This window comes from Pseudomonas sp. ATCC PTA-122608 (genome assembly GCF_001952855.1).
GTDB lineage: Bacteria > Pseudomonadota > Gammaproteobacteria > Pseudomonadales > Pseudomonadaceae > Aquipseudomonas.
The window spans coordinates 25,389-41,489 of sequence record NZ_LPNO01000052.1 but is presented as its reverse complement, the minus strand read 5'-3'; the positions used below and the strand labels follow the sequence as shown (position 1 = coordinate 41,489).

At 58.6% G+C, this 16,101-nt stretch carries 15 protein-coding genes; 10 read left to right on the top strand and 5 right to left on the bottom strand.

From position 1 onward, the window contains the following. Positions 1-6: 6 nt before the first annotated feature. The 3 genes from secA to AU074_RS27825 all read left to right on the top strand — a co-directional run bounded on the left by secA (position 7) and on the right by AU074_RS27825 (position 5,178). A complete protein-coding gene (gene secA / locus AU074_RS27835) occupies positions 7-2,742 on the top strand; it encodes a preprotein translocase subunit SecA (RefSeq protein ID WP_076017438.1) in 2,736 nt (911 codons plus the stop codon). A gap of 121 nt (positions 2,743-2,863) precedes the next feature. Beyond that, complete coding sequence (argJ, locus tag AU074_RS27830; RefSeq protein ID WP_076017437.1) at positions 2,864-4,081, top strand: bifunctional glutamate N-acetyltransferase/amino-acid acetyltransferase ArgJ; 1,218 nt, start codon at positions 2,864-2,866, stop codon at positions 4,079-4,081. A gap of 152 nt (positions 4,082-4,233) precedes the next feature. Further along, positions 4,234-5,178 (top strand): Nudix family hydrolase, encoded by a 945-nt coding sequence (locus tag AU074_RS27825; RefSeq protein WP_076017436.1) that lies wholly within the window; start codon positions 4,234-4,236, stop codon positions 5,176-5,178. Between the two features lie 137 nt (positions 5,179-5,315). On the opposite strand, the gene AU074_RS27820 is transcribed toward AU074_RS27825, so the two are convergent. From AU074_RS27820 to AU074_RS27810, 3 genes are read right to left on the bottom strand one after another with little or no spacing between them, the layout of a single operon-like run. Then, a complete protein-coding gene (locus AU074_RS27820) occupies positions 5,316-5,894 on the bottom strand; it encodes a cob(I)yrinic acid a,c-diamide adenosyltransferase (RefSeq protein WP_063027599.1) in 579 nt (192 codons plus the stop codon). 2 nt (positions 5,895-5,896) lie between these two features. Next, positions 5,897-7,933 carry an ATP-binding protein gene (locus tag AU074_RS27815; RefSeq protein WP_076017435.1) on the bottom strand — a complete coding sequence of 679 codons (2,037 nt, stop codon included), beginning with the start codon at positions 7,931-7,933 and terminating at the stop codon, positions 5,897-5,899. Between the two features lie 46 nt (positions 7,934-7,979). Next, entirely contained in the window at positions 7,980-8,897 is a 918-nt protein-coding gene (locus AU074_RS27810; protein ID WP_076017434.1) for a putative 2-dehydropantoate 2-reductase, read from the bottom strand. 125 nt (positions 8,898-9,022) lie between these two features. On the opposite strand from AU074_RS27810, the gene AU074_RS27805 reads away from it, so the two are divergent. Further along, positions 9,023-9,508, top strand: coding sequence for a YajQ family cyclic di-GMP-binding protein (locus AU074_RS27805; protein WP_076017433.1), 486 nt, complete (start codon positions 9,023-9,025; stop codon positions 9,506-9,508). 135 nt (positions 9,509-9,643) lie between these two features. After that, positions 9,644-10,486 (top strand): mechanosensitive ion channel family protein, encoded by an 843-nt coding sequence (locus AU074_RS27800; protein WP_076017432.1) that lies wholly within the window; start codon positions 9,644-9,646, stop codon positions 10,484-10,486. Positions 10,487-10,674: 188 nt separating this feature from the next. Here the strand turns inward: AU074_RS27800 and AU074_RS27795 are convergent, their stop codons facing one another. Beyond that, a complete protein-coding gene (locus AU074_RS27795; protein ID WP_076017431.1) occupies positions 10,675-11,946 on the bottom strand; it encodes an OprD family porin in 1,272 nt (423 codons plus the stop codon). 882 nt (positions 11,947-12,828) lie between these two features. Between AU074_RS27795 and AU074_RS27790 the strand changes: the two genes are divergently transcribed. Together AU074_RS27790 and AU074_RS27785 are read left to right on the top strand one after the other, a co-directional pair. Then, positions 12,829-13,254: an HIT domain-containing protein gene (locus AU074_RS27790; RefSeq protein WP_076017430.1), complete on the top strand. Its 426-nt coding sequence runs from the start codon at positions 12,829-12,831 to the stop codon at positions 13,252-13,254. Between the two features lie 3 nt (positions 13,255-13,257). Next, positions 13,258-13,464, top strand: a complete 207-nt coding sequence (locus tag AU074_RS27785; protein ID WP_017475674.1) for a SlyX family protein — start codon at positions 13,258-13,260, stop codon at positions 13,462-13,464. Between the two features lie 84 nt (positions 13,465-13,548). On the opposite strand, the gene AU074_RS34765 is transcribed toward AU074_RS27785, so the two are convergent. Further along, positions 13,549-14,151 (bottom strand): cold-shock protein, encoded by a 603-nt coding sequence (locus tag AU074_RS34765; protein WP_003209798.1) that lies wholly within the window; start codon positions 14,149-14,151, stop codon positions 13,549-13,551. Positions 14,152-14,581: 430 nt separating this feature from the next. On the opposite strand from AU074_RS34765, the gene AU074_RS27775 reads away from it, so the two are divergent. From AU074_RS27775 to AU074_RS27765, 3 genes are all read left to right on the top strand, one after another. Next, positions 14,582-15,055, top strand: coding sequence for a Dps family protein (locus tag AU074_RS27775; RefSeq protein WP_003209800.1), 474 nt, complete (start codon positions 14,582-14,584; stop codon positions 15,053-15,055). 213 nt (positions 15,056-15,268) lie between these two features. Continuing rightward, the gene (locus AU074_RS27770; protein ID WP_076017429.1) at positions 15,269-15,622 is read left to right on the top strand and encodes a ribbon-helix-helix domain-containing protein; all 354 of its coding nucleotides are present in this window, start codon (positions 15,269-15,271) and stop codon (positions 15,620-15,622) included. A gap of 218 nt (positions 15,623-15,840) precedes the next feature. After that, positions 15,841-16,062 carry an FmdB family zinc ribbon protein gene (locus tag AU074_RS27765; protein WP_076017428.1) on the top strand — a complete coding sequence of 74 codons (222 nt, stop codon included), beginning with the start codon at positions 15,841-15,843 and terminating at the stop codon, positions 16,060-16,062. Positions 16,063-16,101: the final 39 nt, after the last annotated feature.

Here is a 16,101-nt window from a genome sequence, read left to right as displayed (position 1 = left end):
GCCGATATGTTTGCGCCTTTGTTAAAGAAACTTTTTGGAAGCAAGAATGAGCGCGAAGTCAAACGCATGCTCAAGACGGTGCAGCTGGTCAATGCCTTCGAAGAGCAGATGGTTGCCCTTTCGGACGAGCAATTGCGCGCCAAGACCGAAGAGTTCAAGGCCCGCATAGCCAAAGGTGAAACCCTCGACAAGCTGCTTCCCGAAGCCTTTGCGGTCGCCCGTGAAGCCGGTAAGCGTGTCATGGGCATGCGCCACTTCGACGTTCAGTTGATCGGCGGCATGACCTTGCATGAAGGCATGATTGCCGAAATGCGCACCGGTGAAGGCAAGACCCTGGTAGCAACCCTGGGCGTTTACCTCAACGCACTGTCCGGCAAGGGCGTGCACGTTGTGACGGTGAACGACTACCTGGCCCGCCGGGATGCCAACTGGATGCGTCCGCTGTATGAATTCCTCGGCCTGACCGTCGGCGTTGTCACGCCGTTCCAGCCGCCGGAAGAGAAGCGCGCCGCCTACGCTGCCGACATCACCTACGGTACCAACAACGAATTCGGTTTCGACTACCTGCGCGACAACATGGCGTTCAGCATGGAAGAAAAATTCCAGCGCGAACTCAATTTTGCCGTGATCGACGAAGTCGACTCCATCCTGATCGACGAAGCCCGTACCCCGCTGATCATTTCCGGTCAGGCCGAGGACAGCTCGCGCCTGTACACCGAAATCAACAAGCTGATCCCGCGCCTTGAGCAACACATCGAGGAAGTGGAAGGCGTGGTGACCAAAGAAGGTCACTTCACCATCGACGAGAAGACCCGCCAGGTCGAACTCAACGAAGCCGGTCACCAGTTCGTCGAAGACATGCTGACCCAGATCGGCCTGCTGGCCGAAGGCGAGAGCCTGTACTCGGCGCATAACCTGGGCCTGTTGACCCACGTGTATGCCGGCCTGCGTGCTCACAAGCTGTTCCATCGCAACGTCGAATACATCGTGCAGGACGGCCAGGTCGTACTGGTCGACGAACACACCGGTCGTACCATGCCGGGTCGCCGTTTGTCGGAAGGCCTGCACCAGGCGATCGAAGCCAAGGAAGTCCTGAACATCCAGGCAGAGAGCCAGACCCTGGCCTCGACCACCTTCCAGAACTACTTCCGTCTGTACAACAAACTGTCCGGCATGACCGGTACAGCCGACACCGAAGCGTTCGAATTCCACCAGATCTACGGTCTGTCGGTGATGGTTATCCCGCCGAACAAGCCGCTGGCGCGTAAAGACTTCAACGACCTGGTGTTCCTGACCGCCGACGAGAAATACGCTGCAATCGTCGCCGACATCAAGGAATGCATGGCCCAGGGCCGTCCGGTGCTGGTGGGTACTGCCACCATCGAAACTTCCGAGCACATGTCCAGCTTGCTGAACAACGAAGGCATCGAGCACAAGGTCCTCAACGCCAAGTTCCACGAAAAAGAAGCCGAGATCATTGCCCAGGCCGGTCGCCCAGGCGCACTGACCATCGCCACCAACATGGCCGGTCGTGGTACCGACATCCTGTTGGGCGGTAACTGGGAAGTGGAAGTCGCCTCCCTGGAAGACCCGACCCCTGAGCAGATCGCGCAGATCAAGGCCGACTGGCAGAAGCGTCACCAGCAAGTGCTGGAGTCCGGTGGCTTGCAGGTGATCGCGTCCGAGCGTCACGAGTCGCGCCGTATCGACAACCAGCTGCGTGGTCGTGCCGGTCGTCAGGGTGACGCCGGTTCCAGCCGTTTCTACCTGTCCCTGGAAGACAGCCTGATGCGTATCTTCGCCTCGGACCGGGTGAAGAACTTCATGAAAGCCCTGGGCATGCAGTCCGGTGAAGCGATTGAACACCGCATGGTGACCAACGCTATCGAGAAGGCCCAGCGCAAGGTAGAAGGCCGCAACTTCGACATTCGCAAGCAACTGCTCGAGTTCGATGACGTCAACAACGAACAGCGTAAGGTGATTTATCACATGCGTAACACGTTGCTGGCCGCCGACAACATCGGCGAGACCATTGCCGATTTCCGTCAGGACGTGCTCAACGCCACTGTCAGTGCACACATTCCGCCACAATCCCTGCCTGAACAGTGGGATGTTGCCGGTCTGGAAGCCGCGTTGAAGAGCGACTTCGGTGTCGACTTGCCGGTCCAGCAATGGCTCGACGAAGACGATCACCTGTACGAAGAAACCCTGCGCGAGAAGCTCATGACCGAGCTGCTGGCCGCGTACAACGAAAAAGAAGAGCAGGCGAGTGCCGAAGCACTGCGCACCTTCGAGAAGCAAATCGTACTGCGTGTGCTGGACGACCTGTGGAAAGACCACCTGTCGACCATGGACCACCTGCGTCACGGCATCCACTTGCGTGGCTACGCCCAGAAGAACCCGAAGCAGGAGTACAAGCGCGAGTCGTTCACGCTGTTCTCCGAGCTGCTGGATTCGATCAAGCGCGATTCGATTCGTGTGCTGTCCCACGTTCAGGTGCGTCGCGAAGACCCGATCGAGGAAGAAGCCCGCCTGCGTCAGGAAGCCGAGGCACTGGCTGCGCGCATGCAGTTCCAGCATGACGAAGCACCGGGTCTTGAAGCTCCGGAAGTGTTGGGTGAAGAGGTCGATGTGGCCCTGGCCCAGGCGCCTGTGCGCAATGAGCAGAAGCTCGGTCGCAACGAGCTGTGCTGGTGCGGTTCGGGCAAGAAGTTCAAACACTGCCACGGCGAAATCAACTAAGATTTTCGCCTGACGCTGCAACACCCCGCGCCGCGACCGGCATCAGCCGTCGCGGCGTTTTGCCATTTCGTCACCGTCGATAACGACGGGATACACATCCACTATTGTTAGGAGCGCATTCATGGCTGTTGGTCTTGGTCCTTTGCCCACGTTGCACCCGGTTGCCGGTTTTGAACTTGGTATCGCTTCGGCCGGCATCAAGCGCCCGGGGCGCAAGGATGTGGTAGTGATGCGCTGTGCCGAAGGCTCGACCGTCGCGGGTGTGTTCACCCTGAACGCGTTTTGCGCGGCTCCGGTGATTTTGGCCAAGCAACGGGTTGAAGGCCCGGTGCGTTACCTGCTGACCAACACCGGCAATGCCAACGCCGGCACCGGCGAGCCAGGCCTGGCCGCCGCTGCCCGTACCTGCGCCAAGCTGGCGGAACTGACCGGCGTTGATGCCAGCCAGGTGCTGCCGTACTCCACCGGCGTGATCGGTGAGCCGTTGCCGGTCGAGAAAATCGAAGGCGCGCTGCAAGCCGCACTGGATGACTTGTCGGTGGATAACTGGGCGGCTGCGGCCACCGGCATCATGACTACCGACACCCTGCCCAAAGGCGCAAGCCGTCAGTTTGTGCACGAAGGCGTCACCGTCACCGTCACTGGCATCAGCAAAGGCGCCGGCATGATCCGCCCGAACATGGCGACCATGCTTGGCTACATCGCCACCGACGCCAAAGTCTCCCGCGATGTGCTGCAAAACCTGATGCTCGACGGCGCCAACAAGTCGTTCAACCGCATCACCATCGACGGCGATACTTCGACCAACGACTGCTGCATGTTGATCGCCACCGGCCAGGCCGACCTGCCGGAAATCACCTCGTCCAACGGCGCGTATTTCGCAGCGTTGAAGCAGGCTGTGTTCGAAGTGTGCATGGACGTGGCCCAGGCCATCGTGCGTGACGGCGAAGGCGCCACCAAGTTTGTGACGGTTGAAGTCAACGGCGGCGGCAACCACCAGGAATGCCTGGACGTTGGCTACACCGTGGCCCACTCCCCGCTGATCAAGACTGCACTGTTTGCCTCCGACCCGAACTGGGGCCGTATCCTGGCCGCTGTGGGCCGTGCCGGTGTTCCGAACCTCGACGTGAGCAAGATCGACGTATTCCTTGGCAACGTATGCATCGCCAGCCGTGGCGCCCGGGCCGAGACATACACCGAAGCCCAAGGCTCTGCGGTGATGCAGCAGGAAGAAATCACCATCCGTATCGAATTGGGTCGCGGTGAGTGCAGCGAAACCATCTGGACCACCGACCTGTCCCACGAGTACGTGAAGATCAATGCGGAATACCGCACCTGATACGCAGGTATGGCAGGTGTCACTGTAGGAGCGAGCTTGCTCGCGAAAAACCGGAGGGCGCCCCGCTGAGTCAGGAAGCCCGCGTTATCGTTAACGACCTTCGCGAGCCAGCTCGCTCCTACAGGTGGATTTACGTTTAGAGGAACAATGCGGTGAAACGAGTTCATGTAGCAGCAGCGGTCATCCGGGGTGTCGACGGCAGGATTCTGCTGGCGCGCCGCGCCGATACCCAGCATCAGGGCGGCCTCTGGGAGTTTCCCGGTGGCAAGGTGGAGGCCGATGAGTCGGTCGCTACCGCGCTGTCCCGTGAATTGCAGGAAGAGTTGGGCATCCAGGTTACGGCAGCTCGTCCGTTGATCAAGGTGCAGCATGATTACCCGGACAAGCAGGTGTTGCTGGATGTCTGGGAAGTTTCGGCTTTTACCGGTGAACCTCACGGTGCCGAAGGGCAACCCCTCGAGTGGGTAGCCCAGCGGGACTTGCCTGACTATGAGTTTCCGGCGGCCAACGCACCGATCGTAGCGGCAGCGCGTTTGCCGGCTGAATACCTGATCACTCCGGGTGAGCTGGAAACGCCGACGCTGTTACGCGGCATTCAAAAAGCTATCGCGGGCGGCATCAAGCTGGTTCAGTTGCGTGCTCCCAACGGCTACGACCCCAAATACCGCGACCTGGCGGTGGACGCCGTGGGGCTGTGTGCGGGCAAGGCTCAGCTTATGCTCAAGGGGCCGTTTGAATGGCTGGGGGATTTTCCCGCAGCCGGCTGGCACATGACCTCGGCGCAACTGCGCAAATACGCGAGCAAGGGGCGACCCTTGCCGAAGGATCGCTGGTTGGCGGCGTCTTGCCACAATGCTGAAGAACTGGCTTTGGCGGAGTTGATGGACGTGGATTTCGTCACGCTGTCACCGGTGCAGCCGACCCAGACTCACCCTGATGCCCAGCCATTGGGTTGGGAGCAGGCGCAGCAGTTGATCAGTGGTTTCAGCAAACCGGTGTTCTTGCTGGGTGGGGTGGGTCCTGCTGAGCGGGAAAAGGCCTGGGAGGCCGGGGCTCAAGGTGTGGCGGGGATTCGGGCGTTCTGGCCTGAGGTATAAGGACCAGGCCGGTGAGCTTGTTGTGGCGAGGGAGCTTGCTCCCGCTGGAGTGCGAAGCGCTCCCAATATTTTGGGTCTGCTGCGCAGCCCAGCGGGAGCAAGCTCCCTCGCCACAAATCTCAATCAGTCAGTAAGCATCAGTGCGGCTTCGCCGCCGCCTGCCACAAAATCTCCGCAACGCCCTGGCGCTTGGCAATCACCCTGGCGGCCACAAACAGCAAGTCCGACAGCCGGTTGATATACGCCAACCCCACGCCTTCCAGCGGTTCCACTGCATTCAGGTGCTGACACCGACGCTCCGCACTGCGGGCCAGGCTGCGGCACACATGAGCCTGGGCAATCAACGCCGAACCCCCCGGCAGAATGAAGTTCTCCAGCGGCCCGACCTCTTCATTCCAGCGATCGATCGCCGCCTCAAGCCGGTCGACTTCCGCCGCATTCAGCGCCTTGTACACCGGCATCGCCAACTCGCCGCCCAGATCAAACAGCCGATGCTGGCAAGGCGTCAGCACCTCGATCACATCCTTCAATGCCGGATGCTGCCCGCTCTGTTCCTCAAGCCCCGCCAACAACAAACCCAGCTGGCTGTTCAACGCATCGACTTCGCCAATGGCCTCTACCCGTGGGTGGTCCTTGGGTACGCGGCGGCCATCGCCCAGGCCGGTTTCGCCCTTGTCGCCGGTACGGGTGTAAATTTTCGACAGGCGAAAGCCCATGGTTAGCGCTCCAGTTGAGTCAGTTCGTTGGGGGGCAGTTGGCTGCCGGCCAAGGGCAGGCGCAAGGTGAAGCAGGTGCCTTGGCCGAGGGTGGAATGCACTTCCATCTGCCCCTTGTGATTGTTGGTGATGATGAAATACGAAACCGACAATCCAAGGCCGGTGCCCTGGCCGATTTCCTTGGTGGTGAAGAACGGTTCAAAGGTGCGTTTGCGCACGTTCTCACTCATGCCAATGCCGTTGTCTTCCACCTGGATCTCCGCCCATGGCGGGTTGAGCCGGGTGCGCAGGATGATTCGCCCTGGCTCGCTGTCATCCTCACGCTGGTGAATTGCCTGGGCGGCGTTTTTCAGCAGGTTGAGCAGCACTTGTTCGAGTTCGTTGGCGGTGCCGGGGACCGGACCCAGCTGCGGGTCGAACTGGCGGATGATCGCCTGGCCCTTGAAGTCGAAGCCGACGATGAGGTCGAAATCGTTGCCGGCAATCTCCACGGCCTGGTCGATCAAGGCCGGCAAGTCGCAGGGCGCCATCTGGCGGTTGCTGCGGCGGCTGAAGCTGAGCATGTGGGTGACGATTTTCGCGGCCCGGGCACCGGCCTGCTGGATGCCGTCGAGCAATTGCGGCACTTCGCGGCTTTGCAGATAGCGGTTGACCGTGTCGAGGTCGATGCCCACTTGTTCGGCGTGCTCGAGGTTTTTCGGCAGTTCGTTGGACAGCCGGCGGCGGATGTTCTGCACGTTATGCAGGATCGCCCCCAACGGGTTATTGATTTCGTGGGCCATGCCGGCGGCGAGGCCACCCACCGAGAGCATCTTCTCTGACTGCACCATCATTTCTTCCAGGGACAGGCGCTGGGTGATGTCGTCGATCCGGATCACCACGCCGCGCCCGGCGCCGCCCATCAGCGGGTAGAAGGTCAGTGCGTAATGCTTGGGTTCGTCATCCTTGATCCAGGTGACCCGCTCGATCCGCTCCACGGTGTGTTGCTCTACCGTGGCCTTGATCTGCGGCAGGAACGGCTTGAGCGGCTGGAAGGCAAGGAAGATCGGCTGGTTCAACGCCTCGTCCAGACGGGTGCCGGAAAGCGCACTGGCTTCCTGGTTCCATTGGGTGACGTAGAGCTGCTCGTCGAGGGCGATCAGCGCCGAGGGCATCGAGTCGATGATGCTGTTGAGGTAATTCTGGAAACCGGTGAGCTTTTTCTCGATCTTGCTGCGCACCTGGACTTCCAGCTCCAGCTTGCGGTTGGTGTGGCGGGTTTCTTCCGCCAGACCCTGGGCTTGATCGTAGGCGGCCTGGGAATCGTCACGGGCGCGCTTGAGTTGCTGCTCGCGGGCTTCGATGCGCGAAAGCATGGTGTTGAAGGCTTCGGCGAGACTACCGATTTCATCGTGGTTGCCACGGCCGGCGCGCAGGGCGTAGTTCTCTTCCCGGGTTACCTGGCGCGACAATTCTTCCAGTTCATGGATTGGCCGGGTAATCAGGCGCTTGATCTGCCGCGCAATCAGCAGCCATAGCAGCACGCTGAAAATCAGGATGCCCAGGCTGGCGGTGAAGGTCCCGGTGTAAAAGGCCACCGGCAGTTCGCTGCTGGCCACCAGCAACAAATGCCCGGACGGTTGGCCGGCGCGGGGAAGGGTGATCACCTGGTTGCTGCGAAACTCGGTGGCGCGCCAGGTTTCAATATCCCGGTAATTGTCTGGCAAGTGCAGGCGATTGGCATGTTGCAGCTGGGCCAGGCGCGTGCCTTCGCCGTCATATAAGGCTGCGGCCCGCAATGGTGAGTAGCTGGTCAGTTCATCCAGCAGGGTTTGCGCCTTGAGCGGTGAGTCCAGGGACTCGGCGGCGAGCGAGGGGTTGGACACCAGCCGACCGATGGCCTGCAAGGCCTGAGGTGCCATGCTTTCCTGGGAGATCCAGTAGGCGGCGCTGATAAAGGTCAGGTTGGCCACCAGCAAGACGGTGGTCAACAAAACCAGCAGGGCCGCCAGCAGTTTTTGCCCAACCGGTAGATTTTCGAGGCGCTGGCGCAGTGGCATCAAGGTTTTCGCTGCAAAGGAACAGGCAGGCAGGGTAGCGCGTGCTTCAGTCGCTGGGCAATCCGCGTGCAGACAGTCGCTGTACCAGGCGCGCCTGGAGTTGTTGCAGGTGCGGCAAGGTCAGTTGGTGGCGTGCGGCCGCCTGGCAGGCGTAGCCCAGCAAATAGCTGATTTCGGTGCGGCGGGCACTGGCCACGTCCTGGTACATCGACGAGTAATTGGCTGCCGTGGCCTGTATCACCCGTTCCACTTCGCGTTGCAGGTCCTGCGCGGCAGCGGGTTGGCCGCAGCGTTCCAGCAGGTCGGCGAGTTCGGCGCACAAGGTGGCCACTTCACATTGATGGGCTTGCAGTTCGCCATTGCGGCATTCGTAGAGCACGGTCAGCGGGTTGATGGCGCAGTTCAGGGCCAGCTTGCGCCACAGGCGGGTGAGGATGTCGGTGCTCCATTCATGGGGAATGCCGGCGGCTTGCAGGTCATCCAGCCACAGCGGCGGGGTAGGGTGGCTCGCATCTCCCAGCCAGGTGTAGCCATGGCCGGCAAACACGACCCGCCAGTCGCTTTCGCGAAACGCGCCTTCGGTGCTGGAGGCGAAGATGCAGCGTGCCTGGGGCAGTTGGGCGGCGACCGCGTCCTGGCTGCCCAGGCCGTTTTGCAGCAGGATCAGTTCGGCGTCCGGTGCCAGTCGATGTTCAAGCTGTGCGACGGCCTCTTGGGCGTCGTAGGCCTTGCACGCCACCAGCAGGCGATGAATCGGTCCTGAGCTGTCGGAGGTTTCGCCGACGACCGGGTAAGTGTGGGCCACGCCATGCTCGACCAGCGTCAGGCCCTCGGCGGCCTGATAACTCGTCAGCCGCATGTGGTCCCGCAGGATCAGGCGCACGGGCAACCCGGCACGGGCCAGGCGGGCGGCCCACAATGTTCCGAGGCTGCCAGCGCCGAGGACATGCCAGGTGGTCGACATCAGTTTTTACTCCGTAAGGCTGCCCGCAGTGAACGAGGCGAAAGAACCGCTATAATGCCCGGGCATTTTAGCCTGGGCGTGCTCCATCTCTACTGAGCCGCGCCCCTTTTTATTGGAGAAATTACATGCCGTCGTTCGACGTGGTATCCGAACTGGACAAACACGAAGTCACCAACGCCGTCGAGAACGCCGTCAAGGAGCTGGATCGTCGCTATGACTTGAAGGGCAAGGGCAGCTTCGAGTTCAAGGAAAAGGACCTGACTGTCAACCTGACCGCGGAAGCCGATTTCCAGCTGGAAGCGATGATTGAGATCCTCAAGCTGTCGTTGGTCAAGCGCAAGATCGATGCGCAATGCCTTGAAATCAAGGATGCGTATGCCTCCGGCAAGCTGATGAAGCAGGAAGCCGTGCTCAAGGAAGGCATCGACAAGGAGCTGGCGAAGAAAATCGTCGCTCACGTCAAGGACGCGAAGCTCAAGGTCCAGGCCTCGATTCAAGGCGAGCAGGTGCGCATCACCGGCAAGAAGCGTGACGACTTGCAAGAGGCTATTGCTGCCTTGCGTGCCAAGACTTTCGACATGCCGCTGCAGTTCAATAACTTCCGTGACTGATAGCACTTTGGGGAACCTGTAGGCGTTTTTGACGTCCCACGCCCCAGAACCTGCGCCCACCATTGAGCCCTACGGGGCTCAATTGCATTTAGGGCCAATCAATATGCCGAGCATCCGGTAAACAGGAGAATGTAGATGGATTTGAACGCTGAAGTGGATCACCTGATCAAGACCTCTGAGTCGTGGTTACCGATGATCATGGAATACGGCAGCCGATTTTTGCTGGCCCTGGTCACCCTGGCCATCGGTTGGTGGCTGATCAACGTCTTGACCCACCGAGTCGGGCGTTTGCTGGCACTGCGTAATGCTGACCTGGCGCTGCAACACTTCATTACCAACCTTGCGAACATTGCGCTCAAAGTCATGCTGGTGGTCAACGTGGCCTCGATGATCGGCGTGGCAACCACTTCGTTCGTTGCCGCGATCGGTGCCGCCACCCTGGCCATCGGCCTGGCCTTGCAAGGCAGCCTGGCGAACTTCGCCGGCGGCGTGCTGATTCTGTTGTTCCGCCCGTTCCGCATTGGTGACTGGATCGAAGCCCAAGGCACTTCCGGTACCGTCGACAGCATCCAGATCTTTCACACCGTGTTGCGCACCGGCGACAACAAGACGGTGATCATCCCAAACGGCAGCCTGTCCAACGGCCTGATTACCAACACCAACCGTCAGCCGACCCGCAAGGTGGTGTTTGATGTGGGTGTCGACTACGAAGCCGACCTGCAGAAGGCCCGCGAAGTGTTGCTGGAACTGGCCAAGGATCCACGTGTACTGGCTGATCCTGCGCCGGCAGCCGTGATTTCTACCTTGGGCGACAGTTCGATCACTGTATCCCTGCGAGTCTGGACCAAGACGTCGGACTATTGGGATGTAATGTTCATGTTCAATGAACTGGCACGTGACCGTTTGAAAGCCGCGGGGATTGATATTCCATTTCCGCAGCGGGTTATTCGCGTGATGCAGGAAAGTGCAGTGAAGTAAACGTGCGACGTGCGGCTTAAACTTGTCTGGCGTGTCAGGTTTATTCGGGATTGAACTAGATAGCTAGCTTGCTAGTTATCCGGTTGTTGAGATTAAGTTGCAATAAAAAAGCCGCTCACTTGCGAACAAGTGAGCGGCTTTTTAGTTAGAGCCGAGGCCCTAAGTCATCGTTGTAATCAAACTGCCAATTACAAGATGTTCAGCGGGTATTGCGCGATCAGACGCAGTTCGTCGATAGACGCCGAACCGTAGTACACACCATCGCTGGAGCGATAAGTGGCTTGACGTACACGCAGGCTCAGGTCTTTAGCCGGGCCGCTCTGGATCACGTACTTGGCTTCGATGTCACGTTCCCACTCTTTGCCGTTCGAGGTGTCGGCGGTGTTGGCGCCGGTACCTTTAACGTAGCGAGTCATGAAGCTCAGGCCTGGCACGCCAAACGTGGCCATGTTCAGGTCGTAGCGAGCCTGGAAGGACTTCTCGTCTTCAGCGTTGAAGTCGGAACGAGCGATGGAGTTGGCCAGGAAGATCGTGCCGCCGCCGTCTACGCCGTAACCGTAGTCACCGTCACCGCTAACCTTCTGGTAGGCCAGGGTAAAGGTGTGAGCCTGGATGGTGTACGCGCCTTGCAAGCTGTAGGCACGGTTATCCAGTTTGGTGGTGCCGTCCTTTTCAGCCCGTTGCAGGCCAGCGCCATCACTTTTGGTGCTGTAGATGTTGAAGTCGACTGCCAGGGACTGTTCATTGCTAAGCGCATGGGTCCAGTTCAGATTGGCGTAGGTTTTCTTCCAGTAGTCTTCGGTCTTCGCGTAGTAGAGGCTGGCGCTGACTTCTGGAGTGAGGGCGTAGACGCCACCGATGAAGTCAGTTTTTGTCAGGCCCAGGCTGTCGCGGTAGGTCTGGGCTTGCGCCACGCTCGACGTGAAGTGACCGCCTTCGAGTTTCAGGCCCTTGATCTCGTTGCTGGTCAGCGAGATACCCTGTGGCAATTCAGGCAGCAGACGGCTGTCATCGGAAGCGAACACAGGTGCGGTGGTGTACTGGTCGCCGACTTTCAGGACCGTATCGGAGATACGGAACTTAACAGCGCCGCCGCCTTTGGAGTAATCATCCTCAGAGCGACCGTCGGAGCCCGTTGGAAACAGGCCAGTACCGGAACGACCCTTGCCGCTGTCCAGTTTGACGCCCAACAGACCGATCACGTCGACACCCACACCGATGGTGCCTTGGGTGAAGCCCGACTGGTACAGGCCGTTGAAGCCCAGGCCGGTTTCGTTGACGCGGCTTTTGCCGGTGTCGTTGTTACGGAAGTCGCGGCCAAAGTTCAGGAGGCGAGTGTTGATGCTGAAAGTACTGTCTTCAACAAAGCCTTTGGAGTCGTCCTGAGAGGACGCCATTGCGAACTGCGAGGTGCCTGCTGAAACAGCCAGGGCGATCATGCTCCACTTCATCACGCGCATCGTGATTTGCTCCTTTGGTTTTAGGAAGAGTACTGCCGTCCCACCTATATTTTTGTCTGGGCGGCTCTTTCTTTTTTGTGTCGGCGCAAAGTTATATCACGCAGACATTATTGACGATACTTGCACATCTATCCTTTCAGCTTCTTTACGGGCCTGTCGTAAATTGCTAGCTCCATGTCGCAAATTCACAGTCCGTTTGGAACCGGACTGACAACTTCAATACTGTTTAAAAGCGTTGAGTCGGGTAAGGAATATCCCTTCTCAAAGTTTTAACTCTTCCTTGAAAAGCATTGAACCGCTGTTGTTTTCCGTCGCGAAACACCTGCTTCCTGCCGGTGCCGTTGTCGACGATACAACGGTGAATGCAACAAGCGTGCACAAACCGAAAACCGAATGTGATTTTTTCGTGAAAATTGTCAACGCCGTGTAAAAACCGCATAAGCACGGGCTTTTTACGCCGATTGGTTTGGCCTTGACGCGCCTGCTGTGCTCCTGTTGGGTGGTGCATAAAACCTGCACCAGAGCAAAACGTTACCGGTTCACCCCGTTCGGTGGGTAGTCGGCGGATCCCTTTGAAGCACAAATGGGTCATTTTGGTGCGATTGTTCCCGGTCTGCGTTTTTGCCTCAGGGTAGTGTTCCTATCCTGAGAGCCCTCTGGCTCAAGGTCTTTAAGCGTGTCCTACGTCCTGACTTTGACTGGGATTGGATGCATTGGTCATTTAGCGTAGCTGAAATATTGGTCTGTCTCGAAATGGTGCGCTTTTTTTCGCGGCGTCCTGTTTGGGCGCGTATCTGGCCTGATGCATTCGCCGTGAAGCGCCCGGCATTCGCAGGTATGCTGGGCGCCTGAAACCTGACCCGCCGAACGGGAGTGACTGCTGTGTTCGCCTTAGATCCACGTCTTCAACAAGACACCTTGCCCATCGGGGATTTCCCCCTGTGCCGGCTGCTGCTGTCCAATGACTCGAATTACCCTTGGTTTATCCTGGTGCCGCGCATCGACGGTATCAGCGAAGTGTTTCAACTGGATGTCGCTGACCAGCAGCGCGTGTGGCAAGAAAGCACGGCGCTGGCGCAGTTGCTTAATGAAGGGTTTGGCGCCGACAAAATGAATATCGGTGCGCTGGGTAATGTGGTCAGCCAACTGCATGTGCATGTGATCGTGCGCAAGCGCGATGACGCCGCCTGGCCGGCGCCGGTCTGGGGCAAGCATCCGGCGAAGCCTTACAGCGACGAGCAAGTGGCGGCGATTCGTGCGCGTCTGCGCGAGATCCTGCCGGCCGGCTTCGCGTTTCTGGAGGCTTGAGCCATGGACCTTCAAGACCGCGTGACCGACCTGGAAAGCCGACTGGCCTTTCAGGACGACACCATTGAGACCCTCAATGACATCCTGGTCACCCAGCAGCGGGCGGTTGAACGCCTGCAGATGCAGATGACTGCACTGCTCAAGCGCCAGGAAGAAATGGGCGGCCAGTTCGAGTCGTCTGAGGAAGAGGCGCCGCCGCCTCACTATTAATGAGGCAGGGGTGAATCCCCAGGCATAAAAAAACCGCGATGCAGCCAGGCTGCATCGCGGTTTTTTTGTTTCGGGGTGCTGGAATCAGCGACGCGGCAACGCCGCGATCACATCTTCGGCTTGCAGGCCCTTGTCACGATTCATCACGGAGAACTCCACGCGCTGGCCTTCCACCAGGACGCGATGGCCTTCGCCGCGAATCGCCCGGAAGTGGACGAAGATATCGTCGCCCGAATCCCGGGAAATAAAGCCGAAGCCCTTGGAGGTGTTGAACCACTTCACGGTACCGGTATCCCGGTTGGTCATGTCGTAGCTTTGCGACGCTGCGGCCGGCGAGGAACGGTAAAAACTGATGGCCAGATGAAGAACGATGGCGACCAGTGCTATTGCCAGGCTGAGCAGGACGGCCGGGTGGCCACCGACTTCAGGCATAGGCGCCAGCAGGGTGAGGGTTTGCACGACAACAGCCAGGACCAGCAGGGCGCTGACCAGGTTTTGCAGTTGATGACGCGGGCCTTTGTTCCAGTAAGGAATGACTGGAGCCAGTGTCAGGTTAAGAAGACCAAAGAAGGTCAGGTAGAGAGCGTCAGGTTGCTGCAGGTAAGGCAGGGTTTCTGAGCGCAGGCTGGGGATAAAGGACAGCAGCAAAGCTGCAGCGCCCGTTAGCAGGTGGACGATTTTCAACATTTTGATTAACTCACGTTAAGACGGATCACGAGGAAGAGCTGACTGGCACGGTTCGCTTCTGAACAATGGGAGGCGTTGGGCACGTGCACGGGGTATCAGCCTATGCCGCTGCCGCAAAAAATAACGACGGCGACACGCTGCCTATTTAACAGCAAAGCCTGTGCCTACTCAAATCAAGCATTTCGGGCTGTTGCAAGGCGCGGGGGCATTTGCGCGCCAAACGCTTGTCCTAGACAGGTGCGGGATTTTTCGTCGGCGGCGGGTAATTTTTCTTGCAGGGCTCAAAGCCTTGCCTGCCGTGCAGACGCGCGCTGCAAGGGGCGATTTGCCGCAGGTAGAGCGGGCCAGTCGGGCTGCACAAGGCCGGTACTCTTGCTAGAGTGGTCCTGCACCTGATCAATGAATTTTTTATCAATTGAAGGGGAAACACATGGCAATCGATATTGGTATCAGTGAAGAAGACCGTAAATCAATCGTTGACGGACTTTCGCGCCTGCTTTCCGATACCTATGTACTTTACCTGAAGACCCACAACTTCCATTGGAACGTAACGGGCCCCATGTTTCGTACGCTGCACTTGATGTTTGAAGAGCAGTACAACGAACTGGCGCTGGCGGTGGATTCAATTGCAGAGCGTATTCGCGCCCTGGGTTTTCCTGCGCCGGGTGCTTATTCGGTGTACGCGCGACTTTCTTCCATCAAGGAAGAAGAGGGTGTGCCGAGCGCTGAAGACATGATCAAGCAACTGGTCGAAGGCCAGGAAGCCGTTACCCGGACTGCCCGGGGTATCTTCCCGTTGTTGGACAAAGTCAGCGATGAACCTACTGCGGACTTGCTGACACAGCGTATGCAAGTTCATGAAAAAACCGCTTGGATGTTGCGCTCCCTGCTCGAAAACAAGTAACACCGGTGGCGGGTGGGCGTCGAGCTGACGCCCCTCGCGTGCCTGTTTTCCGGCGATTTCCCTGATTCTGCGAGCTTCCTGATACACGCGTTGGCTTGTCCTACGGTGATCAGCTCCCTGTCTTCTGGCTGCACTTGTCTTCTTGATGTTTTATAGCTCAACGGCCAACGACAACACTGATGAGTGGCCGTCAGGCAATGGAGTGTCAAGTGTATGTCACGCGGAGCAGGTAATGGAGTTATGGAAACGTGCGGGTTGCACAAGATAAAGGTAGATCCCTTTGCCAAGGGGTTCGATATGAACTTGGCGAGGCCATTGTCCCGGTCCGTTCGGCTTAATGGTTTTTCGACGTGTTTGCGACTTGAAGAGGTGTATTGGAATATCCTCACGGAGATAGCCAGGATCAATACGTGTTCGGTCAGTGCGCTGCTGTCTTACGTGGACCGTGAAGTGCACTTGCGATACGGCGGTGTAAAGAATTTCAGTGGTCTGGTCAGGGTAGTTTGTGTGGTTCATGTATTGAAAGGGCGCCTCAATGCGCCGGGTGTCCATCCGGACCTGGCATGATCCTTGTGCCGGCCGCCAGGCTCGGGATTGTCCCGGGTCGGGCGCCTGGCAGAAGCGTGCTGTAGCCACCTATATAAAGAGCAGCGCGCCGCTACGGCTGCACAGCCTCGATTTACCAGATATAATCCCGGGCTTTGCTGCGCATGCCGGGACTTTCCCACGGGATAGAGTCAGGGCAGGGCGTGGCGCAGTAATGATCTGATCGCCGAGACATCTCCATGCCCATGTACGACTATCAATGCGCTTCCTGTGGTCATCAGTTGGAAGCCATTCAGAAGATCAGCGCCGCGCCGCTGGTCGATTGCCCGGCCTGCCAGGCACCGGAGCTTAAAAAGATGTTGTCCATGCCGGGCTTCCGCCTGAGTGGCAATGGCTGGTATGAGACTGATTTCAAGACCGGTACAAAGAAGAATCTGGCCGGCGGCGACAAAGCAGACTGAGTTGAACTCTACGCGCAGGCTCCTGCATTATCCGTCACC